Below are 23,469 nucleotides of genomic sequence, written 5' to 3' on the forward strand. Positions count from 1 at the left end.
CTACAGGAAAATGTGTTAAAGTCCTCCATATTCTTCTATATAAAAAGGTGTGTGAGGCAATGAAAAAGTTATCGCTGCTACTTGCAGCTGGAGTTCTGATTCTGGGAGGTTGTGCTGATCCTTCGACCACAGAGGAGAGTAAGGAGAAAGCATCGTCTTCCAACCAGAACGAATCCAAAAAGGAAAAAACGGAAAACAAAGAACCAGAGAAAGACGAACAGCCCTTCAAACCGTTGGAACCGTCTGAGGATGCTGTTTCCTTGGATAAAAGCCTATCAGAAAAGGAACAGCAGAACATCCCTGAATTGCAGGCCGCGCTGAGCGATAACCCCGAGCGTACGGTTCCTGTCGGTGAAACGCTTGCCGACGGAGTGAAAGACCCATCCGACGGACCATTGAAGGATCATCGGTTAGTTGCCTATTACGGAACGCCAGATTCTGAAAATATGGGGATTCTGGGTGAGTTGGAACCTGAGGAGTACATGAAGAAGCTGAAGGAACAGACGCAAGCCTATTCCGACGCTGACCCCGACCGGCCGGCAGTCCCGACGATCGAGTTGATTACGACAATGGCCCAGAGTGAGCCTGGCCCTGATGGAGATTATGTGCGTATGACGTCAGAGGAGAATATTGAAAGGTATGTAAAGCTTGCAGAGAAGCATGATGCACTGGTACTGCTCGATATTCAGCTCGGGACGGACACGGTCATGGAGCAGGTGAAAATGGTCGAGAAGTGGCTGAAGCATCCACATGTTCACCTGGCGATCGATACGGAATTCCACGTAGCTGAGGGCGAGAAACCCGGAGAGGACCTCGGACAAGTGGATGGTAAGGAAATCCGGAAAGCTGTTGAGTATGTCTCAGAGCTCACTGAAAAGAATGACCTGCCGGATAAATTCGTCCTTGTCCACCAGTTCACCGGTGCCGTACTGACGAATAAAGAGGCGATCCAACCGACAGACAACGTAGAAGTCGCCATCAACTTTGACGGCTGGGGAGCATCCGCGGACAAGCAGGCTTTATACGGGAAATACATACGAAATGAACCGAATCAGTATGGGGCATTCAAGATCTTTTATGATAAAGATGTGCCGGTTTTGGAGCCGGAAGAGGTGTTGAAGATGGAGCCTAGTCCTGCGATTATTAACTATCAATGATGCGAAAACAAAGCCGGTAATCATTATGATTACCGGCTTTCTATTGAAGTATCAATACACCTGAATACGCTTAAATGGAAGACCACCCCCCGATGGGTTAAAGAGCAAACGGACACCGGATCATCCACAAACCTTTATTGAACTCAATCCACCATAAAGCCATGCTTAAACGGATCATTAGAATCGATTAAGATATTATTGAACCCTGTTATGAATGCAGATCCCGTCACTTCCGTTAAATACGCTTCTTTTTCTCCGAGAGCGACTTTTTCAATCGCTTTTCCGTAGAACTTTCCGCCAACAAACCCTTCACAGACGATTTCCTGCCCCACTTCCAGTTCTCCTCTTCCAATCATTCTTGATACCATTGCTGTTGTCCCAGTGCCACCTGGTGAACGGTCAGCTTGATTTTCACTAAAGACGTGAACATTTTTATAGGTTGCTTCTGGAATGGTAGGTTTTCCAAAGAACGTTACGATATCGATATGATTGATATATGGTTTCGTTGGATGTTGGACCTTTACCACTTTATTTACTTCTTCCTTAATGATTTTTGCCATTGCTTTTAATTTCGATCCATTGGACACATGAATTGTCTCACCTAATTGGTCAATGTCTACCCAAGCAAAATAGTTGCCACCGAAACTGATATCTACTTTGATCTCACCAAGTTCTCCTGCGTTAATGACCACATCCTGCTTTTCAAGGAACCCTGGAACATTTTTAAATGTTACGGAAGTGACTCGATTGTTCTCCACCTTCACACGCGGATAAACCAGACCTGCTGGGGTTTCAAGGACAAGCTCTGTCTCTTCACCTTTCACTTCCACGAGTCCTGTTTCCACAATCGCCGTTGCCACTCCGATGGTTGCATGACCACACATATTCAAGAAGTTAGCGTTATCCATGTAAATAACGCCAAAGTCCACTCCTTCTTGTAATGGAGGCAGTAATACTGCCCCGAACATATCACGGTGACCCCTTGGCTCTTGAATCAGTGAGTTCCTGAACCATTGGTAGTGCTCAACCATATAATCCCGTTGTTCTGCCACTGTATTCCCTTTTAGCTTTAATAACCCCCCATTAATGACCCTTGTAGGTTCTCCGTATGTGTGGGTATCAATCACTTGAACGACATTTGTAAAATTCATTTAGCATTCTCCTTTTTATTAGAAATGATTAAATCATTAATCTTGGAATATATAACATCACATCGGGGAAGAAAATCATTCCGATTAAAGCGATAAATAGAACGAGTATAAACCAGACATTGTACCTACTTACCTGAAGCATACTGACCTTTGCAATGGCGGTTGTTATATAAAGACCGCTGGCAACAGGCGGTGTTTGCTGTCCGATTGCCCAAACGATGATGACCACCATAGCAAATTGCATAGGATCAATGGATGTTGCTTGAACCAAAGGTAAGAACAGAGGCACAATGACAAGGACCATGACGGTTCCATCAAATATGAATCCACCAATGAATAGAATCAGACTGGCAATTAACATCAACATGATTGTGTTATCTGTGAAGCCCATAATCGGTTCCAGCATCATTCTCCCGATTCCAAGAGATGAAAACGAATATCCGAGTATCTTGGCTGTCGCTACAATCAGCATCACCAGTGCGGTATTGACGACACTTTCATTTAAAGCTTTAATAAAGCTTGACCATGTTAATTGTTTATAAATTAATCCTGCAATGATTCCACATAGTACAGCGATAGCAGCCGACTCAGTGGGGGTTGCGAATCCCGTTAAGATACCACCCATTATGGCCACTGGGACGAGTAATGCAGGTAAAGCACTGATAAAGGTTTTAAACACCAGGTTCCAGGAAAAAGGATTTTCTTTAAAATCATACTTCTTCTTGGTAGAAATAATATAGACGACAATCATGTAACCTATTGCAATCGCAATGCCAATAGGTACGCCTGTTAAAAACAAGCTAGCAACGGATAATCCAGAGATAGAGCCGTACAGAATCATTGGTACACTAGGAGGAATAATAATGCCAAGTGATGATCCTGCTGAGGTTACCGCTGCGGCGAAACTTGGTGAATACCCCTTTTCTTTCATGGCAGGGATCATGATTTGTCCTACTGCGGCACTCGCTCCAGCTGCAGTTCCCGTTATTGCACCGAAGAAGACCGACGCCACAACATTGACCATTCCTAAACCGCCTCTTACCATTCCTATAATGGCGAGAGCAAAATTAATTAACCTCACCGATATTCCACCGTGATTCATTAAGGATCCTGCCAACATAAATAAGGGAATGGCCAAAAGGGGGAAGCTATTTGTACCTAAATAAAGTTGTTGAATAATCAGTTCTAACGTGATGTCCGAGTAATACATAATGAAGATTACAGCAGTTAAACCAAGAGTGAATGCAATAGGAACCCCTATAGCAAGAAAAAGGAGAATGAACAGTAACATTAAGAGTGGGAGCATTCTTCACCCTCCTCTTTACCGCTTGATGGATTTGAAATTTCTTTAATATGGAAGAGTATTTGAATCACAAACTCACATAACATGAGAAGAAAACTTATCCAAATAATACAATAAGGTAGCCCCATAGGAAGTCCGGATACCGGCATTTTTATATTTCCAGCCTTTTGAATAAAGGTCCATCCCCAGTAACAAGTAATGAATAGAAACCAGATGACGAATCCTTTAGAAATGATCAAAAGATAAGGCTTGATTTTTTCAGGGATTTTACTTTCCAGGAAATCCATTTTCAGGTGATTCCCCTCAATTGTGCATTGATACGCTCCAAAAAAAGTAATCCAAATCATTGTGATCAAAGATAATTCTTCCGGCCAGGATAAAGGATAATTAAAAAACTTTCTCGTTAAGACCTGTATTAGCAAGATTAAAAACATGAAAAACATGACCAGAATGTTTATGCTTTTAACAGAAAGATGTATATAGTGGCGTACTTTCTTCATGTAACACCAACCCTTTACTGTGTCTTAGTAATATCATCTATTAATTCTTGTGAATTCCCGCCAATCTCTTTTGAAACTTGATCCCATACGGGTTTGGTAGCTTCCTGGAATGGTTTGACGTCTTCAATCACTGTTACTTCCATCCCTTTCTCTTCTAACCCTTTTACCATTTCCTCGTCTTGTTCTTGGTTCATTTTACGATTCAAATCTCTACCTTCACCAGCAGCTTCAAGAATGATGTCCTGTTGATCTTTGGTTAGTGAATCCCATTTAGAAGAATTGATAAATAATGTCGCCGGGGAATAAACGTGATTAGAAATTGTTAAATATTTCTGAACGTCATAGAAAGAAGAACTGTTCACAACGGATAAAGGATTTTCCTGACCATCGATGGATCCTTGTTGTAAAGCTGTAAATACTTCAGACCAAGCCATCGGTAAAGGACTCGACCCCAACGCTTTAAATGTTTCAAGTCTGACATCACTTTCAGGTACCCTAATCTTCAATCCTTTGAAATCATCAATTTCTGATATTGGTCGGACATTATTGGTTATCTGCCTAAACCCATCTTCCCAATATGCTAAGAAGGTTAAATTGTGTTCGCTTAACTTTTTCCCTACCTCATCTCCAACAGGTCCATCTAATACTTCCCATGCTTGTTCACGACTGCTAAAAATGTAGGGTAATGAGAACAGATCAAGATATGGATTCATTTGAGATAGCGGTGTAGATGAAATACCTATATCGATTGTTCCTATTTTCACACCTTCTTGTATCTCTCTACCGGATGCTGCAAGAGACCCATTTCCATGAACCTCTACTTTCACTTCTCCATTCGTTTTTTCCTCTACAATCTCTTTGAATTTCGTAGCACCATGTCCCCAAGGGTGGTCCTCTGGTAATTCATAAGCAAAGCTTAAAGTGATTGGCTTATCTCCTCCCGCCTTTCCAGCTTCATTGCTGCATGCCGACAACAAAATAGCCATTGTGAACAGAATAGAAACCATCCATCTTAACTCCAATTTTTTTCTTATCATAGAAACACACTCCTTTTTCGTGGATTACACTTGATTAATTAGGGACTGGCTTTAGATCTTCCAAGATCACATCTTCATATTCCGAGATGCCCTCTAAATGTTGTGTTACTAACTTTTTCACCAATTCTTTGTCTCTCTTTCTCAATGCAAACAATATTTCTTCGTGTTCTTCTATTGATCTTTGTGCCAGTTCCGGTCTTGAAATGAAAGAATATCTGAAAGATACAATGTAATCTTGCATGTTATTCAATATTGATACAATTCTAGAAAGGTTCGATGCTTCATTGATGGTCCGGTGAAATTGATCATTCAGTTCCATGATTTTTTGAGCATTGCCTTCAACCATTAGTTCTTTGGTTTGTTCTATTAAACTACTTAACTGATCAATATCTTCATCCGACAAATGGTCAACAGCGTGGTAAGCAGCCATAGGCTCTAACTGGGACCTAATCAGGTGAATTTCACGAATACAACCGTGAGTCACTCCCTTGACCAAGCAATAACGTCGTGGGAAGATTTCCACTAAACCTTCCAATTCTAATTTATGAAATGCTTCTCTGACTGGGGTTCTACTAACACCTAATTGTTCTGCTACCTCCTTTTCATTCAGCTTATCACCCGGCTTAATTTCTTGTGAGAGAATCATCTTTCTTAATTCAACGAAAGCGTTTTCTCTTATAAGAGTATTTGATATTTTTTTCATGTTATCTCTCCTTTGCATTTTCATTATATGACATACTGTATCCCAGTTCAATATTATTTTTAGATAACTTTTAATATTCAGATAAAATACGACCCTTATCAAAATTCCTCAATTAAACCAAAAACAAGAGTGAACGGAATTGAATTAAACTCCGGTTCACTCTTGTTTTTTTAAGTTCATAATATTTTAATTACGTATGGATTTCTACTACCACTAAACCCCCGAATAAGACATAAATCCACCATCAACGGGAACCGTGATACCTGTTACAAACCCAGCCGTATCTTCGTCTACAAGCCATAATAACGTACCCAGTAAGTCCTCGGGTTTACCGAATCTGCGCATCGGGGTTTGAGAGATGATCTTAGTTGATCTCTCTGTTAAACTGCCGTCTTCATGGGTTAATAATGCCTTGTTTTGCTCAGTCAAAAAGAAGCCGGGAGCGATGGCGTTGATGCGAATTCCAGAGTCCGCCATGTGAACCGCGAGCCATTTGGTAAAGTTATCGATCGCTGCTTTCGCTGCGCTATAGGCGGGTACTTTCGTCATGGGAGACGGTGAACTCATGGAGGACATGTTAATTATGACGGCACCTTTCCGATTCACCATATGTTTCGCGAATACCTGGGTCGGAATCAGCGTACCGAGGATATTGAGGTCAAATACAAATCCAAAGCCTTCTGGTGAAAGGTCAAAGAACGTTTTGACCCCTTCTGTGTCTAAGTCTTCCACCTTTAATGTTTCGTTAGAAGTGGTACCACGAGGGTCATTTCCGCCTGCTCCATTGATTAAGATATCACAAATACCCAATTCTTCGGTGATAACCTTTTCCGCTTTCTTCACACTTTCAGCATCAAGTACATTACAAGAGATGGCAATGGCTTCACCCCCTGACTCTCTGATTTCCTTTGCCACTGCTTCTCCTTTCTCTGCTGTCCGATTAAGGATCGCGACCTTCACTCCCTGCCTGGCGAGTTCTAGTGACATCGAACGGCAGAGTACCCCGCTGCCTCCAGTAACTGCAGCCACTTTTCCTTTCAAGCTTTCATGTTGAGGCATCATTATGCATTCCTCCCAGCACGCTCTAGGGAATCCCATATTCCCCATAGGTACATGATCCCAAGCCCTCGATCATAAAGGCCATATCCAGGTCTGCACTCTTCTCCCCAAATATGTCTGCCATGGTCGGGTCTTGCATATCCTGTAAAGCCTTTTTCATGGTAGGCTGTCATGATTTCAAGAATATCGACAGACCCATCCTTCGATCTGTGGGAAGTCTCTATGAAATCTCCATTTTCATATACCTTTACATTACGGATATGAGCAAATGGAATTCGATTAGAGAATTCTCTGACCATTTCCGCTACATTATTATCAGGGTTCGCACCAAGGGATCCACTGCATAGGGTCACTCCATTGGAAGGACTGTCCACAAGGGAAAGAACTCTCTTGATATTTTGCATATTTGTTATAATCCTAGGCAATCCAAAGATGGAGAAAGGAGGGTCATCTGGGTGGATTCCCATTTTGATATTGTGTTTCTCGGCAACCGGTATGATTTCTTTTAGAAAATATTCGAGGTGATGAAATAAGTCTTCTTCTGTGACCTGTTTATAGGCTTCGAATAATTCTTTCAGTTTCGACAATCTTTCCGGCTCCCATCCAGGCATAGTGAAAGCGGAGTTACTGGAGATCTTATCGACCAATTCGAATGGATCCATATATTCCACTTTTGCTTTTTCGAAGAATAGGGCCGTTGAACCATCTTCCATTTCCTTAAATAAATCAGTTCTTGTCCAGTCAAAAACCGGCATAAAATTATAGCAAATCACTTTTACACCGGCACCGGCCAATTTCTCGATTGTTCGCTTATAGTTTTCAATGTATTGGTCTCGGGAAGGCAAACCAAGCTTTATATCTTCATGAACGTTTACACTTTCCACAACGTCAATATTCAATCCGAATTGTTCAGCCTGGTTCTTGACTTCCTCTATTTTTTCCAATGGCCACTCTTCCCCGGCAGGGACATCATGGAGCGCCCAGACGATCCCTTCCACACCAGGTATCTGTTTAATCTGCTGGAGGGAGATATTATCATTTCCTTCTCCATACCATCTGAATGTCATCTTCATCGATTGAACCTCCTCTTCTTATGTATACATTTTTGCTGCTCTTGCTTCTCTCACAATCTCGCAATATTGCATTGCAAGTTTTGTCACTTCATCATAGTTTCCAAGGGACGCAGGCTTGGTCAGGTCGCTTCCTATTCCTATGGCAACCGCTCCTCTTTTGATCCACTCTGCAGCATTTTGGAGGTTGACCCCTCCTGTAGGCATCACAGAGATTTGAGGAATCGGCCCTCTTATGGATGAAATGATGGAAGGGGCGAACGTATTACCAGGGAACAACTTCACGACATCGGCACCATATTCCATAGCGGTCTTCATTTCTGTAATCGTCATGCAGCCCGGCATGTACGGAATCCCATATCGATTGCACAGCTTAGCCGTTTCTCTATCAAAGCAGGGACTGACAATATACTCTGCACCTGCCAATAGGGCAATTCTCGCTGTCTCGCTATCCAAGACACTTCCCCCCCCCAGGATGAGTTCTTCTGATCCGAACGTGCTTTTCAGGGAGCGGATCACCTCTTCAGCCCCCGGGACGGTGAAGGTGACTTCGATGGCCTTGATCCCGCCTTTGATACAGGCATCCGATATCAGTTCAGCGTCTCTCTTATTTTCTGCACGCACCACTGCCACTACTCCGGACTCCACCATTCGGTTCAGTATGTCGATTTTTTTGATCATAGCGCATCATTCCTTCCTTCTTTAGAGTCTTTTCGCATCACCCGAATGAAATGACCACCTTCAGTACGTCTTCTGGTGATGTCTCGATTAAGCGGATCGCTTCTTCGGTTCGGTCCAGCGGGAATTCCTGCGTCACCATTCCCCTCGTATCGATTGTCCTGTCATTGAACATCTCGATGACTACCGGAAATTGATTTGTCTGCAGTCTGGACCCTGTGATCGTCACTTCCTTTTTCGTGATCGGCAGCTGCGTGATGTGGGATGGCCTTTCATCGAACCCGAGGACCACCACCCGTCCTGCTGCTGATGCTGCTTCGATGGCTTGTTCAAAGGTTTGCGGGATACAGACGGCATCGATGACCACGTTTGCTCCTTCCTGTTTCGTCAGCTCCATGACTTCTTCTATTACACGGACTCGGGAAGCATCAATCGTATGATCCGCCCCACACTCTTTGGCAAAAGCGAGGCGGCTTTCATTTAAATCACTGATGATCACTGTGGCGCCTTTTGTTTTCGCGACTTTAAGACAGCATAGCCCGATCGGTCCGGCGCCCATGATGAAGACTGTGTCCCCATCCCTGACATCACCGCGCCAATTCGCCTGTGCCCCAATCGTAAACGGTTCGACCAGGACCGATTCTTTATAGTCCAGTTCTTCTTTCACTTTATGAACCAGCTTTTGCGGAAGGACCATGTATTCCTGCATACCTCCGTCACGGTGGACCCCGTAAACTTCCAGGTTACTGCACACATTTCCCCTGCCTGAGCGGCACGCATAACATTGACCGCAGGACTCTATCGGTTCAAGGACTACCTTATCCCCTACAGAAAGCGTGTCAACTTCATCCCCGATAGCCTCCACCACCCCTGTGACTTCATGTCCGATGACTCTCGGTAAGGTGGCAAGGGGGTTTGTACCGTGATAAATATGAATATCCGATCCGCAGATGCCGACCATTTTCACTTTGATCAAAACGTCCTGTTCATGGGTGATGACAGGCTTCTCTCTTTCCACAATGCTCAACTGATGTGGTCCGGTGACTTGAACGGCTTTCATGGATAAACAACTCCTTTGATTTCTAGTAATCTATTTGAATAAACCAGGCAGGAATAGGGTGATTTCAGGAATGAAGGCTACCAATAAGAGCACGACGAGACTCGCTCCCAAGAAGGGCAGCAATGCCTTTGACGTTTTCCCTATGGATACCTTCCCGATACTCGAGGCAACGAATAAGCACACACCTACTGGCGGGGTGGATAATCCGATGACCAGGTTCAGCACCATCATTACGCCGAAATGAACCGGATCCATTCCGACACTCGATGCCACCGGTAACAAGACCGGGAATAATATGACCAGCGCTGCGATGGTTTCCATGAATGTTCCCACAAATAACAGCAACAAGTTGATTAAGAGAATGACCACAATCGGATTGTCGGATATACCGAGGATTCCATCTGCTACGAGAATCGGAATCTGCTCACTCACCAAGATCCATCCGAACAGATTGGCAAAGCCGACCAGGAACATGATGGAGGCAGTGCTGACCATGGAATCCAGTAGGATCTTAGGAAGATCTTTCAATTTCAGTTCCTTATAGACGAACATCCCTACCACTAACGCATACACGACGGCTACGATGGAAGCTTCTGTTGGCGTAAAGTAGCCTCCCAGAATCCCAAATAAAATAACAAAGGTCATTAATAATGCCCAGAAAGCACCTGTAAACGATTTAGCGATCACACCGATCGGCTGTCTTTCACCCTTCGGATATTTCCGTTTCATCGAAATGACATACGTGACGAGCATCAAACTTAATCCCAGCAGTACACCAGGAACGGCACCGGCCAAGAACAGATCCCCGATCGATACGCTCGCGAGAGTTCCAACAATGATCATCGGCAATGACGGAGGAATGATCGGTCCCACAGTCGATGATGACGAGGTGACGGCTGCCGAGAAGTCCGCATCATACCCCTCTTTTTTCATCGCAGGAATCATCACGGCCCCTATACTCGCCGTATCTGCGAGAGCGGTACCCGAAATACCGGCAAACCCCATGGAAGAACCTACATTCGCAAGGCCCAGTCCCCCTCTGATATGACCGACGAAGTTATTCGTAAAGCCGATGATGCGCTCTGTGATCCCTCCTGCATTCATCAAGTTTCCTGCTAAAATGAATCCAGGTATGCACAACAGTACGAAGGAATTCAGCCCTGCAAACATTTTTTGAGGGACGATGGAAAGAGGAATATCGGCGATAAGCAGATAAATGATGGAAGAGATCCCTAAGCTGAATGCGATGGGCACACTGATAAAGATAAGAATTAAAAATGAAATAAATAAAATGGCTGCTAACATCAGCTTTCACTCCTTTCTTTCGGACGTTTGAATGCTTTCATGACATGCATGATCGCATAGATGGCGATGAATACAAACGATATCGTAATACTCGCATGGATGATGGACATATCCACGGCCATTGTCGCTGATGTCTGCCCTTTTCCGACAGAAATGAACGTATATCCATGATAGGCAATGACAAAGGAAAGAACGACAACGACTAAATAGATGAACGCTTCGTATATTTCTTGAACTTTTTTAGGTAATAACCCTGTTAAGATATCCACGCTGATGAATTCTTTATTCTTCAGTGCAAGCGGAGCACCGAAGGAAATCGCATAGATAAACAGAAATCTTGTGAGTTCTTCTGTCCAAACGGCTGTGTATGGCAAATACCGGGAAAGGATTTGTATCAGCACCACTACGATGACACCGAGAAACGATAAGATCGTCGCCGCTTCCAGTGTCCGTGTAAAGATGTTTGTCCCCTTCATTCTCCCCCACTCCTTTCTATAAAGAAGGCATATGCTTCACATATGCCTTACATGGTTTATTCAACCGCCAGGATGTCTTCATATAATTTATACTGTTCGTCAGTCAAACTCTCTTTGATCGCCGGCTTCATCGCCTCACGGAAAGCATCCTGATCGACTTCATTGAATTTCATGCCTTCATCTTTCAGCTTCTTCTCATATTCCGTGATTTCTTTATCAAAAAGGTCTTTTCCGAATGCTTGAGCTTCCTTAGCCGCTTCTTGAACCGCTTTCTTGTTTTCATCGCTCAACTTTTCGAATTGCTTGTTTCCTACAAGGATATATATCCATGAATACACATGCTCTGTTTCATTCACATAGTCTTGCACTTCATATAATCCGCCGCTGTGGATAAGGTCCACAGGATTTTCCTGACCATCGATCACATTTTGCTGTAAGCCGGTGAATACTTCATTGAAGTCCATTACCTGAGGTTTCGCTCCTGCCGCTTTCCATGCATCAAGGAATAAAGGGACGTTCGGAACGCGCATGCTGAATCCTTTCAAATCGTCAGGCGAACTAATCGGTTCTTTTGACGTTAAGTTACGCGGTGCACGTGTATGGTAATACAGAGGTGTCAGACCGACTTTATCTTTGATCTCTTCTTCAATCTCCTTACCGATGTCTCCCTCCACCACATTTTGAAGGTGGTCTGCATCCCTGAATGCATACGGTACTGCCATCAAGGCAGCTTTCGGAGACCAGTTTGCCATCGTTTCACCTGAAATGACCAGGTCGGCCGTTCCCGCTTTGATGCTGTTGATCGTATCGGTTTCCCCGCCTAACTGATTACTGGGATAGATCGTGATTTCAATTTGGCCATCCGTCTTTTCTTTGACTAAATCAGCGAACTCCAAAGCTGTTTTATGCCAGATATGATTCTCATCCGCCAGATGTCCGAATTTCCATTTTATTTTTTCTCCTCCGCTGCCTGAAGATGATTCCGATCCACAAGCTGAAAGAAGCAGCATGATCGCTGTGATCATCGCAACCCATTTGAATTTTTTCATTTTCATTGCCCCCTTGTTTTTTCACTTCCGCCTTGAACATGCGTTAAAGAGTTTGATCTTCCTGAAGAAAATACCCCTCTCCTCATCACCCCTTTCAAGGTAAAACGTCACTCTCCTGATTGCAGATACTGATAAACGGTTTCGGTCATCCATACCCCTTCTCTCAGATGTTTCTCTTCTTTTATCTGTTCCGGCTCCCCGGGGACGAATACCTGATCGAAACCTTCGGCAGGCTTCACCGCATGAAGTTCACCGATCATTCTGTCCATTGAGTCGATGAATTCCTCTTTATTGGTAAAAAAGGTAGGATTGATCGCGCAGACATAATGCCCCAGTTTCCGATTCTGATTGTATTCGCCATACATTTTTGAAATATGGGGACCAAAGGCTGCACCGGCTAATAATCCTGAAAAGATATCCACCACCATGCCGAGTCCATAGCCTTTTGGACCAGCAAATGGGGTTAATGCGCTTACTTTATCAGGATTCGTCGTGGCACTTCCCTGTTCATCTACTCCCCATCCTTCAGGGATTTCCTTCCCAGCTTCTTTTGCATAAAGGATTTTCCCAAGAGCGACATTGCTCGTCGCCATATCCAAAATGATGGGCTTGTGGTTCTTTGTCGGGAATCCATACGCGATCGGATTCGTCCCCAGGAAAGGCTCTGCTCCACCAAAAGGGACGACGATCTTATCGGTATGCGTCATCGCGACACCGATCAGTCCTTCTTCGGCTGCCTGCTGGACAAAATAGGATAATGCCCCGCAATGGCTGCTGTTTTTGACGGTGATCATTCCGATCCCATTGTTCTTCGCGAGTTTGATCGCTTCTTCCATCGCGTTCTTTGCCACTACATGACCTAGGCCGTCATCCCCATTGAAAATTCCTGAGCAAGGTCCGGTCTGTTCAAACGAGAATGCCGGGTTCTTATTCAGTCCCCCCTCATGCAGCCTTCTAACATAGTGTTCTGTCCTTAGTACTCCGTGGGAACTGACTCCCCGTAGGTCGGCATGAACCAGGACATCTGCAACAACCCCGGCATGGTGTGAATCCAGTCCTGCTCCGACAAGTTTAGCGGCAGCCAATTTTCGCAGCTCCTCGTGTGATACGTTCACTTCTCCCATGTTCTCACCACCAAATTGAATTTAGATTGCTACTCTACATTCGCATGTCTTTTTAACAATTCGTCGTTATCATTTCTCCCTTCGAGAAGGGAAAGAATGATGGCATCCAGCAGCAGGTGTGCACTTTGGTCGAATTGGCTTCCAAGCGGCTGAATCGTTTCAGGTTCTTCCTTGCGCCGGTGTTTGGACGCTGCCGGAATCACAAGTGTTCCACGCGGAAGCAGTCCTTGTTCGGTAGAAGCGGTTACTACAAACGTAGTCGCACCCACTTCTTCCGCTTTCGAGAAATGATGTAAAAGTGAAGGCGAAGTGCCCGATGCACTGATTCCCATCAAGAGATCACCTTTGTCAATGCTCGGCGTGATCGTCTCACCAATGACATATGCGTTGTATCCACAGTGCATCAGCCTCATCGCAAATGCCTTACCGATCAACCCCGAACGTCCTTCACCATATAGAAAGATGCGCGTTGATTCCTTGATTTTCTTGAGCAGCTCATCGGTTTCTTTCTTGTCAATCCCCGCCAGCACAAGTGCATTCTCATGAAGAATCGTTTCAATCACCCGCTTTATCATCTAGTGAGTTCCCCTTTCTTCTCTCCGGTATGGTAGTCCAGTGAATCAGCGTTCGATAAATTCTTTCTCCCCTAGCTGGACCAGTACATCTTCCAGATAAGGAAGCCCCTCATTATCCCCGGATACACTGACCACCATGGAACCGATTGTGTTTGCAAACATCAATATCTTCTTTAAAGGCCATTGCTGAAGGACCCCATATAGAAAACCGGCATCAAAGCCGTCTCCCGCACCCACTGTGTCGACCACTTTCCTGGCTATGACAGGGGCTGCTTGAATGATTTCACCATTATGGCAGCCCACCGAACCTTCCTCACCTTTTTTCAAGGCGATATAGGAGACCCCAAGAAGTTTCGACTTTTCGATGATTTCTTTTTCATCCTTTGTATCAAACAGTAGCTCGGCCTCATCCGTTCCCGTCAGCAGGATATCCACGAATGGAAGGATGTCTGATATCACTTCCTTCGCTCTTTCTTTACTCCACAATTTCAATCGGATATTTGGATCGAAGGAAACGAGTACGTCATTCCGTTTAGCGATTGTAACCGCATGCTTGATGATCGCGACATTTTTTTCATCGATCGCTGGAAATACTCCCGTAATATGTAAGATTCTCGCATTGGCAATATAGGATTCTTCCAAGCTATCAGGCGTAAGAGTCAGCGTTGGAGAATTCAACCGGTAGTAAAACGTCCTCCCCGCCCCATCCTCTAGCACTTCTTTGAAATTGACGGAAGTGGGATACCCGTCTACCAGCTTCAGCTGGGAAGTATCGATTCCTTCTCCCCTTACAAAATGCTGGATATAGCGGCCGAATTCATCATTCCCCAATCGGCTGATCCAGCCGGTTTCCAACCCCAGCCGCGCACATCCGATGGCGACATTTAATTCCGCCCCCCCTACATTCCGTTCAAATGAATGAACGAATCTCATAGGTCCTTTTGATGTCGGATTCATCGTAATCATGGCATCTCCAATGGTGATTATATCTTTCATGGTCATGGTGCCATCCCCCTCTTTCTTCCACATTTTCAGCAAGATTGCCGAATCATCAGCTCCGGACGGAATCGATAAATATGCTTTTCCTCGATAAAGTCCGGGTCTTTTATTTTGTTCAATAATAATTCAGCAGCCTGTTTCCCCATTTCGAACGTCGGTTGAGCAATCGTTGTCAGTTCCGGAGTAAACAAGCTTGCAAATGATACATCGTCTATCCCGATCAGTGCCAACTCCTCAGGCACCCGGATATGATTTGTCTTGATATACCTTAAGATTTCAATCAACGTGAGGTCGTTCCCAGCAATCAATGCCCGTGGCGGTTCATCGGCTGAAAGCATGTCATGGAGACCATCCTGTATGAATTCAACTTCCATTGACTTGATATATTCTTCGCGAACAGGAATTCCCTTCTCTCCCAGCGCTTTTCTGAATCCATTAATCCGCTCCACACGGGGAGTCACATGTCGATGCAAGGAAGTGGTCATAATGCCGATCCGTTCGTATCCCTTTTCAGCAAAATGATCGACGGCCATTTTAATAGCGCTTTCATTATCAAGCATGATCGATGACGTTTCGAGACCATCCACGATCCGGTCGACAAATACGAGAGGATACTTTTCCTTGACCATCCTTTGATACAACTCGATGTTCCCGCCCGTCGGAAAGATGATGAGCCCGTCTACTTGCTTCGCTCTCAACATCTCGATGTATTCACGTTCCTTTTCAGGATTGTCATCTGCATTACAGACAATGATATGGAACCCCTGCTCATTGCAAATGTCCTCCACTGACCTGATCGTCTGTGTTGAAAAGGTATGTAAAATATTCGCCACGATCACGCCAATGGTGGACGTCGACTTCTGCTTCAAACTTCTCGCCACGATATTCGGTTGATAGCCTAATTCCTCGATCGCCATCCGGATGCGCTCCTTTGTTTTCGGAGCCATGTAGTCGAATCGTTTATTCATATATTGAGAGACAGTGCTTTTTGATACTTCGGCATGTTGTGCCACATCTGAAATCGTTATTCTTTTCATAAATCCTTCTCCATACCTTTCATTACTAAATCGTTTTAGTAATGAAGGAAAAAATTTTGGTAGTGATCATTTTTGTAATCGTATTCTTCAAATGAGTAAATCGGTTTACTAAATCGGTTTAGTTGTTGATTGTTTTCAATTATAAGAAAATTGAAAGCGTTTTACAATGGTTTTTAGAAAAGTTTTTTAAATTATTTCATAATTAGGTTTTACTAAGATAAAGAACACTATAAATAGTTGGACTTTTTATTAAGAGCCAATCTGTGACAAGGAACCTGTCACCACTGTTTCTTTTTGAGACATGAAATCCGCTCTATGTTTTTTCCTTTTTCTTAGTACATTCCAAAACCACCCCATACACATGCAAACTCTCAACCTGACATTCCAACTCATTCCCCTTCACACGTTCCATAATCAACATCCTATTCCCCCTCTTTGATAAGCTCACTGCGGTGCCAAGGTACCTGTCCCTTTGGCATCCCCCTTGGCACCCCCTTGGCATCACCAATAAATCGTAACAATTACTATTTACAAATCGTAATAATTACGATATATTATTTTAAGAAATTATAAGGAGGATACATATGAGAAAAAAATGGATGGCATTATTTAGTTTATTAATGGTCCTCTCCCTTGCTGCATGTGGAGAAGGAAATGAGAATAATAGTGAGGAACAGGACGCGTCTTCAACTGATCCGGTGAACATTTTTACTACGGTATATCCCCTGCAGTTTTTTGCAGAACGGATTGCTGGTGAAGAAGCTGAAGTTGAATCACTTTTACCTCCCGGATCGGACTCACATACGTATGAGCCCACTTCTAAAGATGTATTGGCCATAGCTGAAGCAGAAGCATTTATTATGAATGGCGCAGGGCTTGAGGCGTATGCTGAAAAAATCGCTAAGGCCGTAGATGCTGAAGATGTGACAGTTGTTGAAGCAGCTGAAGGGATTGAGCTTAATGAAGGAGCTCATGACCACGATCATGAAGAGGATCATGACCACGGTGATCACGATCCTCACGTTTGGCTGGATCCAATCCGCGCCATTGACTTAGCAGAGAACATTAAGAATACATTAATAGAATTGAAGCCTGAGGAAGAGGCACTGTTTAATGAAAACTTTGAAACACTCAAGGCTGACCTTGAAGCTCTTGATCAGGAGTTTGCCACTGAACTGGAAGCAACATCAGGCAATCACTTTATCGTCTCTCATGCCGCCTATGGCTATTGGGAAGAAGCGTATGGTGTGCATCAGATTGCTGTTTCCGGGTTGAGTCCGACACAGGAACCGTCTCAGAAAGAACTCCAGACCATTGTAGAGACAGCTAAAGAGTATGGATTAAAGCATGTCTTTTTTGAACAGAACATCACCACGAAAATAGCCGGAGTCGTAAGGGATGAAATAGGTGCAGAAACACTCAGACTCCATAATCTGTCTGTACTGACAGATGAAGATATTGAAAAGGATGAAGACTATTTTTCACTGATGAGACATAACCTGAAACAGTTGCAGACAGCATTGGAAGGTGCACCTGCTATAGAACCGGAAGAGCACGACCATGATCACAGCCATGAATTAGATGAAGAAGCCCAGAAGATTTATGATGGGTACTTTGAAGATGATCAAGTGAAAGATCGTGAGTTATCTGACTGGGAAGGTGACTGGCAGTCCGTTTATCCTTATTTACTGGATGGTACCCTCGATGAAGTATTTGCTCATAAAGCAGAAGACGGAGATAAGACTGCCGAAGAGTATAAAGAATACTATACAATCGGATACAAAACAGGCGTCGAGCGCATCATGATTGATGGGGATACGTTCACCTTCTATGAAGATGGGAAAAAATCGTCTGGACACTATACCTATGACGGGTACGAAATTCTAACCTATGAGGCGGGAAACCGTGGAGTGCGCTATATCTTCAAGCTTGCTGACGAAGAGGAAGGAAAGATGCCAAACTACATCCAGTTCAGTGATCACAGCATTGCCCCAACCGATTCACATCACTATCACTTGTATTGGGGGGATGACCGGGAAGCGTTATTGGAGGAAGTCATTAACTGGCCAACCTATTACCCTTCTGACTTAAGCGGCGAGGAAATCGCTGATGAAATGATGATGCATTGATTTCCCCTCCCTGAGACAAGCACCATTCAATAATAGCCGGTCCCCATCTTTGGGAGACCGGCTATTTTATATATAATCCAAAACGTTGCCTGCCCCCCGGTACGTTAAACTTTTACCGTGTTTCGGGGCAGGCGCCACTAATAAGGACAGGGACGGTCTTGCTTTGGAAGCATAAGAACCGTCCCCGTGCTTCCCCAATTTAACCATTTAACCCTTTAATGATGTAAACCTCAACAAAATGGCGCGAATGAGAAACCCCGCCGCCAGTCCCGGTATTAGCGCAAGCATCGGCAGCCAAATCGGGCCAAAATGAACAGAGAAGAAAGGTTGAGGGGAATACATAATTCCAACCGTGACAAAGTAGGCAGCGAAGGCAAATGGAATAAACGATAACGGAGGATTCTCTCCATCTGAAAATTTGTAGGCATCATACATCGCATACATGTAAACACAAGGATAAAACATGATCCATTGGTAATGGATCACTTCTCCAGCTTCCGAAATTCTTCCCAGAAAGCTATACATGATAGACAGATTGAATGTACTCATGCTATTAATGATAAATTCTAATAATATAAATAAGAATCCTTTCATGACGTGACCATTCAACAATTGCCCAAAGCCTGGAAATGCTATGCTCCATAGTACCCCTTCTAGTTTTTGAGTCTTTTTCATACGACCAAACCTTTAGTTAACGTTTGGAAATTCAGTACGCTTAGCTTGATCCACCCTCTTCACTACGGATACAAGCCCTCTGATGATAAACAATGTGAAACTTACAAAACCAAAGGTATGAAATGCCGACCACTTTTTCCATTGGATTAACTTTGTGTATTTCACAAGAAACCATTGAGTTATGCTCATGGGAACACTCCAGGTCAAACTTTTCAAAAGGATCTTCCATAATCCGTCATTATACGTTTGTTTAACCCAGATCACACTCAACAATGGAAAAAACAACATATCAAAAACGATGTTGGTCTTAAACACTCCTGGAAAGGGGCGAATTGGATAGGCTACACGTTTCTCTGACACAACATATGTATCAATCAGAGTGGACACAACGCCTTTTGAAAAGAAAACAATTAAGTTCTGCTTCATCATAGAACCCCTGAATAAGAGCGGGAAGCCAAACAGGCATAAGGAAATGAGTACGCTTAACATCTTTTTCTCCACAACAATATCCTCCGTTTAAAGGTTTTGTTACTAGTATGATGTTAAGCAGCTCGCGTTATGCTATCTCTTTACTTCGCGATTAATGGAACCAGCTAATCAGAAAGGCTCTCAGGACTCAACTTCCTTCACATGCTTCATATAGACAAGATCATTGACACCACTTTTTTCACTGTGCTTTTGGGGTATACGCATGAACTCTGCAAAACCCTGTTTTTCATAAAGCTTGATGGCGCTTATATTGGTATCTGCTACCTCTAAAACATACTCGTGGAATGAAGTTGAATTCATGATCGATTTTATGAGTTCAGTTGCCACACCCTGTCCTCTGTAATTGACCGATGTTGCCACAAACTCTATTGCACCCATCTCCTCAGAAATCGGAAAGGGATATTGCTTTTTCTCGAATTCTTTTTTGAGAATAATATAAGCAATACTACCCTTGAGTATGCCGAGGTGTTTTATAAATTCTCTATATTTCAATCTTACAGAAGGTATATTGTCTGTAGTGCAGGCTGCTATCGCCGCAATTTGATCGTCAACTTCAGCCATATAGAAGAGCTCTTCATCAAACATATGGGCAAATGTCTTGTAAAGTTTAGCCTTATCCTTTGAAAAATAAGTCAGCCAATGATAGAAACCGTCTACAAAGATTGTACTCATCTCATTTCTTCTATTACTTTCTGTTTCACTCGCACGAATAATATTCATAACCTATCCCTCTATTCTTTGTGAATGTATCCTGTTTTTCCATGAAGCTACTACTATTTTCTATTTTTGTTAGCACAGTCCCTTCATGCCCCTAAGCAAATAGCTCCCAAAGCGGGCATTAAACCAAAGATTGGCACCAAAAAAATGAAAGAACAAGAAGAATTGTCAAAATAAGTGCTGTTTTTTTGGCCATCCATTTCGTTAACTTCATTCTGCATCCTTGCCTTCCTTTTCGTTTCATGCGTGCTTATCAGGAAACACGGTCACGATCACACCATCCGTATTGTTACCTGAAATCTCATAACGAAGATCACGAGGCACATGAATGGTCGTACGTTTAGTAACAGGATAATACGAAATCTCATATTTTTCCCCATTTACATTAGCAGATATCGTTTTTTCTTCTTTTAGGTATTCCAGATATTCTTCTAATACGAAATTCTTTGATTTCATAATGGCGCTATGAGGGAAACCAACATAGCGGATGTGCCACGGTTCATATTCAATTCCCGTTATGTTCATTTTATTCTCCGGATATCGTAAAATGAACCCGTATTTCCATGCGTTTTTTTCTATCCATTTTCCTTCTGGTGCATTCGCCATCTTCATTTGAGTAGATCCTACATCAAGGGATAAGCCCAGATTATGTTCACTGTAGCCTGCTGGCAAGGCATAATCAGAACCCATATCTTGATAAAGCACACTTTGCTCATCAAAATCCCGAAAGCCGCTCGTAATGGCGAAATGTTGAAGACCATCTTTTTTAGCAGCAGCAACCATCTCTGAGAATGTATGGGCAATATCCTCTGATAATGAAATCTCACCGCCTAACAACACGTACCCTTGTACCAGTTCATTGTTTGCCGATAAATTGACAATATCCGATCGAATGCTTTCCTGGTGAACAGGATATTCACTGTTGACCAAAAGCAGGTCACCTTTATAGATTTGATCCTCTGTCACTTCAATTTCTTGAATATCTGCATTCTCTGCGATACCATTTTCATGGCTTTGTATTTTTACTTCTGGTTCAGACAATGGTCCCATATAGACGAACGTCAACCCCAGGCAGGATAATAATAAAAATCCCCACTTTTTCATTTATCTGTTTCCTCCTTACTCTTAGTTGCTTATAAGTGTAGGAAAAACTTTTTAAATAAAGAGTGGGGTAAATTTTAAATTTTTCTTAAATCATTCATTCGGTTTTCCACTATCCTGGGGCAAGCGCACTTCAAAAACGGTGCGTATGATACTACTTTCGGCCGTAATGGTCCCATCATGCTGCTCCACGATATTCTTGGCAATGAAGAGGCCAATCCCGGTGCCGCCTCCTTGATGAGTACGTGCTTTGTCACCGGTATAAAACATATCAAAGAGATGGGGCAGCTCATTCTGAGGAATGGGATCTCCATAATTCACAATCTGAATCACCACTTTCCCGGAATCAATAAAGCCATTAATATCCACAAACTGACCATCGTTCCCATAGCGATTCGAATTGGTCAGAAGATTTTCAAACACACGTGCCAACAGCTCTCCATCACCCAAAACAGGTAGGTGCGGAGTCACATTCACTCTAGCGATCAAATCATTCTTCTCGAAGACAGGGTACAATTCCTCCTTTAATTGATTAAGGAGATCACTTACATTTATATGATTTTTTTTAATTGGCAATATGCCATAGTTCATTCGCGTGATTTCGAATAATTCATCAATCAGTCGTTCTAAACGCTGAGATTTCGTAAAGGCAATCGTTAAAAAATGTCTGACTTGTTCTTTCGTCAAATTCTCATCCTTAAGGATCAAATCTAAATAACCTAAAACGGAGGTGAGGGGTGTACGAAGATCATGAGCTAAATTGACGACTAACTGCTCTTTACTACTTTCCGAGAAGTCTCCCCTTTCAATGGCTTGTTCCAATTTTTCACTGGCGAGATTGATGCTTTCGGCAAGATCACTGAACTCATCATTCGACACGATTTGAACCCGATGCTTGAAGTCAGCCTGGGCGAGAGAATGAATTCCTTTTGAAATCTCTTTAAAATAGGCAGAATAGGGTTTTGTAAGTAAAAAGAAGAAGAAAATCGAAAGCAGGATGAATACTAGTAAAAAGACGTTGAAGTCTCCAATATTACGAATGATAATGCGAAAATAACCTAATGAATCCCCATAATTCACACTTGAATAATAATACATTTGGAGTGCTTTAAAGAGTAGATATGTAAGAGCCGCAGACAACAACATGCTTAGTCCCAGCAATAAGATCATTTTTGAACGGAAGCCTCGTAGTATGTTACCCATTGAATGTATACCCCACGCCCCAAACGGTTTTGATAAATTTATTCTTCCGTTTATCCTCTTCAAGCTTTTTTCGTAAGGTACGAATATGGACCATGACGGTATTCCCACCTTCAAAGTATGCATCCCCCCACACCTGCTGAAAAATATGTTCCACACCAAATACTTTCCCCGGGTGACTCGCTAGTAAGTATAAAATATCAAACTCTTTAGGCGCCAGTTCGATGCTTTCACCATAGAGAGTCACTTTACGTTGATCGGGGGAAATAACCAATCCACCATTTTCCACGCTGGTTTTATTTTCTGTACCCGTTTGGGGTTTGTTAAGCTTCAAAAAACGCCGCAGCTGAGCATTCACACGCGCAACCAATTCGATCGGGGTGAATGGTTTCGTCATATAATCATCTGCCCCAATGACCAGGCCCTGAACTTTATCGAAATCAGATGTCTTGGCACTCAAAAAGATGATGGGCATATTATGCTGATCCCGAATGCGCCGGGTGACTTCATATCCATCCATTTTTGGCATCATGATATCCAAAATCAGCAAATCAATGACCTGAGTCTCGACCACACGAACAGCCTCTTCTCCATCCGAAGCTTTCGTCACGTGGTACCCTTCTTTTTCTAAATGGATAGCAATCAGATCAGCAATTTCTTCCTCATCATCCGCTACTAAAATGGATAAAGGTTTCATTATTTCACTCCTACTAAAGGGATAGCCGCTAAATCTCCACGTTTTCTTACTAGCTGCATCCTAAAGTTATTTGTTGTTTTGGTAACCTTCGTGGCAGCTAATGGAATCATTTAGGGCTTTCATTTATTTTCTATTATTTTTTCATAAGCATACCCTTTGGAGAGAAGATATCCAAAGG

At 43.2% G+C, this 23,469-nt stretch carries 23 protein-coding genes and 1 pseudogene; 2 read left to right on the forward strand and 22 right to left on the reverse strand.

All coding sequences use genetic code 11. From position 1 onward, the window contains the following. Nucleotides 1-59: 59 nt before the first annotated feature. The gene (locus ACXAF2_RS15680) at nucleotides 60-1,157 is read left to right on the forward strand and encodes a hypothetical protein (RefSeq protein WP_475140013.1); all 1,098 of its coding nucleotides are present in this window, start codon (nucleotides 60-62) and stop codon (nucleotides 1,155-1,157) included. 143 nt (nucleotides 1,158-1,300) lie between these two features. Here the strand turns inward: ACXAF2_RS15680 and ACXAF2_RS15685 are convergent, their stop codons facing one another. From ACXAF2_RS15685 to ACXAF2_RS15760, 16 genes are all read right to left on the reverse strand, one after another. Further along, nucleotides 1,301-2,308, reverse strand: a complete 1,008-nt coding sequence (locus ACXAF2_RS15685) for a proline racemase family protein (RefSeq protein WP_475140015.1) — start codon at nucleotides 2,306-2,308, stop codon at nucleotides 1,301-1,303. 28 nt (nucleotides 2,309-2,336) lie between these two features. Next, nucleotides 2,337-3,614 (reverse strand): TRAP transporter large permease, encoded by a 1,278-nt coding sequence (locus ACXAF2_RS15690; RefSeq protein WP_475140016.1) that lies wholly within the window; start codon nucleotides 3,612-3,614, stop codon nucleotides 2,337-2,339. Then, entirely contained in the window at nucleotides 3,599-4,111 is a 513-nt protein-coding gene (locus tag ACXAF2_RS15695; protein ID WP_475140017.1) for a TRAP transporter small permease, read from the reverse strand. The genes ACXAF2_RS15690 and ACXAF2_RS15695 overlap by 16 nt, the downstream gene beginning before the upstream one ends. A 14-nt stretch (nucleotides 4,112-4,125) precedes the next feature. Then, entirely contained in the window at nucleotides 4,126-5,148 is a 1,023-nt protein-coding gene (locus tag ACXAF2_RS15700) for a TRAP transporter substrate-binding protein (protein WP_475140018.1), read from the reverse strand. A 34-nt stretch (nucleotides 5,149-5,182) separates the two neighbouring features. Further along, complete coding sequence (locus ACXAF2_RS15705) at nucleotides 5,183-5,851, reverse strand: GntR family transcriptional regulator (protein ID WP_475140020.1); 669 nt, start codon at nucleotides 5,849-5,851, stop codon at nucleotides 5,183-5,185. 213 nt (nucleotides 5,852-6,064) lie between these two features. Further along, nucleotides 6,065-6,913, reverse strand: coding sequence for an SDR family oxidoreductase (locus ACXAF2_RS15710; RefSeq protein ID WP_475140022.1), 849 nt, complete (start codon nucleotides 6,911-6,913; stop codon nucleotides 6,065-6,067). Further along, nucleotides 6,913-7,983 (reverse strand): mannonate dehydratase, encoded by a 1,071-nt coding sequence (uxuA, locus tag ACXAF2_RS15715; RefSeq protein WP_475140024.1) that lies wholly within the window; start codon nucleotides 7,981-7,983, stop codon nucleotides 6,913-6,915. The genes ACXAF2_RS15710 and uxuA overlap by 1 nt, the downstream gene beginning before the upstream one ends. An 18-nt stretch (nucleotides 7,984-8,001) precedes the next feature. Beyond that, nucleotides 8,002-8,661, reverse strand: coding sequence for a bifunctional 4-hydroxy-2-oxoglutarate aldolase/2-dehydro-3-deoxy-phosphogluconate aldolase (locus tag ACXAF2_RS15720; protein ID WP_475140025.1), 660 nt, complete (start codon nucleotides 8,659-8,661; stop codon nucleotides 8,002-8,004). Nucleotides 8,662-8,698: 37 nt separating this feature from the next. Continuing rightward, a complete protein-coding gene (locus tag ACXAF2_RS15725; RefSeq protein ID WP_475140027.1) occupies nucleotides 8,699-9,718 on the reverse strand; it encodes a zinc-binding alcohol dehydrogenase family protein in 1,020 nt (339 codons plus the stop codon). A gap of 30 nt (nucleotides 9,719-9,748) precedes the next feature. After that, nucleotides 9,749-11,023, reverse strand: coding sequence for a TRAP transporter large permease (locus ACXAF2_RS15730; RefSeq protein WP_475140028.1), 1,275 nt, complete (start codon nucleotides 11,021-11,023; stop codon nucleotides 9,749-9,751). Next, nucleotides 11,023-11,499, reverse strand: coding sequence for a TRAP transporter small permease (locus tag ACXAF2_RS15735; RefSeq protein ID WP_475140029.1), 477 nt, complete (start codon nucleotides 11,497-11,499; stop codon nucleotides 11,023-11,025). Before ACXAF2_RS15735 ends, ACXAF2_RS15730 begins: the two co-directional genes overlap by 1 nt. A gap of 56 nt (nucleotides 11,500-11,555) precedes the next feature. Then, a complete protein-coding gene (locus ACXAF2_RS15740; protein ID WP_475140030.1) occupies nucleotides 11,556-12,548 on the reverse strand; it encodes a TRAP transporter substrate-binding protein in 993 nt (330 codons plus the stop codon). Between the two features lie 107 nt (nucleotides 12,549-12,655). Next, nucleotides 12,656-13,672: an ureidoglycolate dehydrogenase gene (allD, locus tag ACXAF2_RS15745; protein ID WP_475140032.1), complete on the reverse strand. Its 1,017-nt coding sequence runs from the start codon at nucleotides 13,670-13,672 to the stop codon at nucleotides 12,656-12,658. 29 nt (nucleotides 13,673-13,701) lie between these two features. Further along, nucleotides 13,702-14,247, reverse strand: a complete 546-nt coding sequence (gene hxlB / locus ACXAF2_RS15750; protein ID WP_475140033.1) for a 6-phospho-3-hexuloisomerase — start codon at nucleotides 14,245-14,247, stop codon at nucleotides 13,702-13,704. Nucleotides 14,248-14,292: 45 nt separating this feature from the next. Then, nucleotides 14,293-15,243: a sugar kinase gene (locus ACXAF2_RS15755; RefSeq protein WP_475140416.1), complete on the reverse strand. Its 951-nt coding sequence runs from the start codon at nucleotides 15,241-15,243 to the stop codon at nucleotides 14,293-14,295. 35 nt (nucleotides 15,244-15,278) lie between these two features. Then, nucleotides 15,279-16,283, reverse strand: coding sequence for a LacI family DNA-binding transcriptional regulator (locus ACXAF2_RS15760; protein ID WP_475140035.1), 1,005 nt, complete (start codon nucleotides 16,281-16,283; stop codon nucleotides 15,279-15,281). 584 nt (nucleotides 16,284-16,867) lie between these two features. Between ACXAF2_RS15760 and ACXAF2_RS15765 the strand changes: the two genes are divergently transcribed. Further along, complete coding sequence (locus ACXAF2_RS15765) at nucleotides 16,868-18,412, forward strand: metal ABC transporter solute-binding protein, Zn/Mn family (protein ID WP_475140036.1); 1,545 nt, start codon at nucleotides 16,868-16,870, stop codon at nucleotides 18,410-18,412. Nucleotides 18,413-18,619: 207 nt separating this feature from the next. Here ACXAF2_RS15765 and ACXAF2_RS15770 read toward each other — a convergent pair whose 3' ends face one another. From ACXAF2_RS15770 to vanR, 6 genes and pseudogenes are all read right to left on the reverse strand, one after another. Next, nucleotides 18,620-19,087, reverse strand: coding sequence for a hypothetical protein (locus tag ACXAF2_RS15770; RefSeq protein WP_475140037.1), 468 nt, complete (start codon nucleotides 19,085-19,087; stop codon nucleotides 18,620-18,622). A gap of 12 nt (nucleotides 19,088-19,099) precedes the next feature. Beyond that, a complete protein-coding gene (locus ACXAF2_RS15775; RefSeq protein WP_475140039.1) occupies nucleotides 19,100-19,513 on the reverse strand; it encodes a CBO0543 family protein in 414 nt (137 codons plus the stop codon). 183 nt (nucleotides 19,514-19,696) lie between these two features. Then, on the reverse strand, nucleotides 19,697-20,296 hold the full coding sequence (locus ACXAF2_RS15780; RefSeq protein WP_475140040.1) for a GNAT family N-acetyltransferase: 600 nt from the start codon (nucleotides 20,294-20,296) through the stop codon (nucleotides 19,697-19,699). Nucleotides 20,297-20,520: 224 nt separating this feature from the next. Then, a pseudogene (gene vanY, locus ACXAF2_RS15785) lies at nucleotides 20,521-21,397 on the reverse strand (VanY-A/VanY-F/VanY-M family D-Ala-D-Ala carboxypeptidase); the annotation flags it as partial. A 90-nt stretch (nucleotides 21,398-21,487) separates the two neighbouring features. Further along, the gene (locus ACXAF2_RS15790; RefSeq protein ID WP_475140042.1) at nucleotides 21,488-22,597 is read right to left on the reverse strand and encodes a HAMP domain-containing sensor histidine kinase; all 1,110 of its coding nucleotides are present in this window, start codon (nucleotides 22,595-22,597) and stop codon (nucleotides 21,488-21,490) included. Next, complete coding sequence (vanR, locus tag ACXAF2_RS15795; RefSeq protein ID WP_475140044.1) at nucleotides 22,590-23,291, reverse strand: vancomycin resistance response regulator transcription factor, VanR-F/VanR-M family; 702 nt, start codon at nucleotides 23,289-23,291, stop codon at nucleotides 22,590-22,592. The genes ACXAF2_RS15790 and vanR overlap by 8 nt, the downstream gene beginning before the upstream one ends. Nucleotides 23,292-23,469: the final 178 nt, after the last annotated feature.

This window comes from Rossellomorea sp. ABR4_004 (assembly GCF_056159585.1).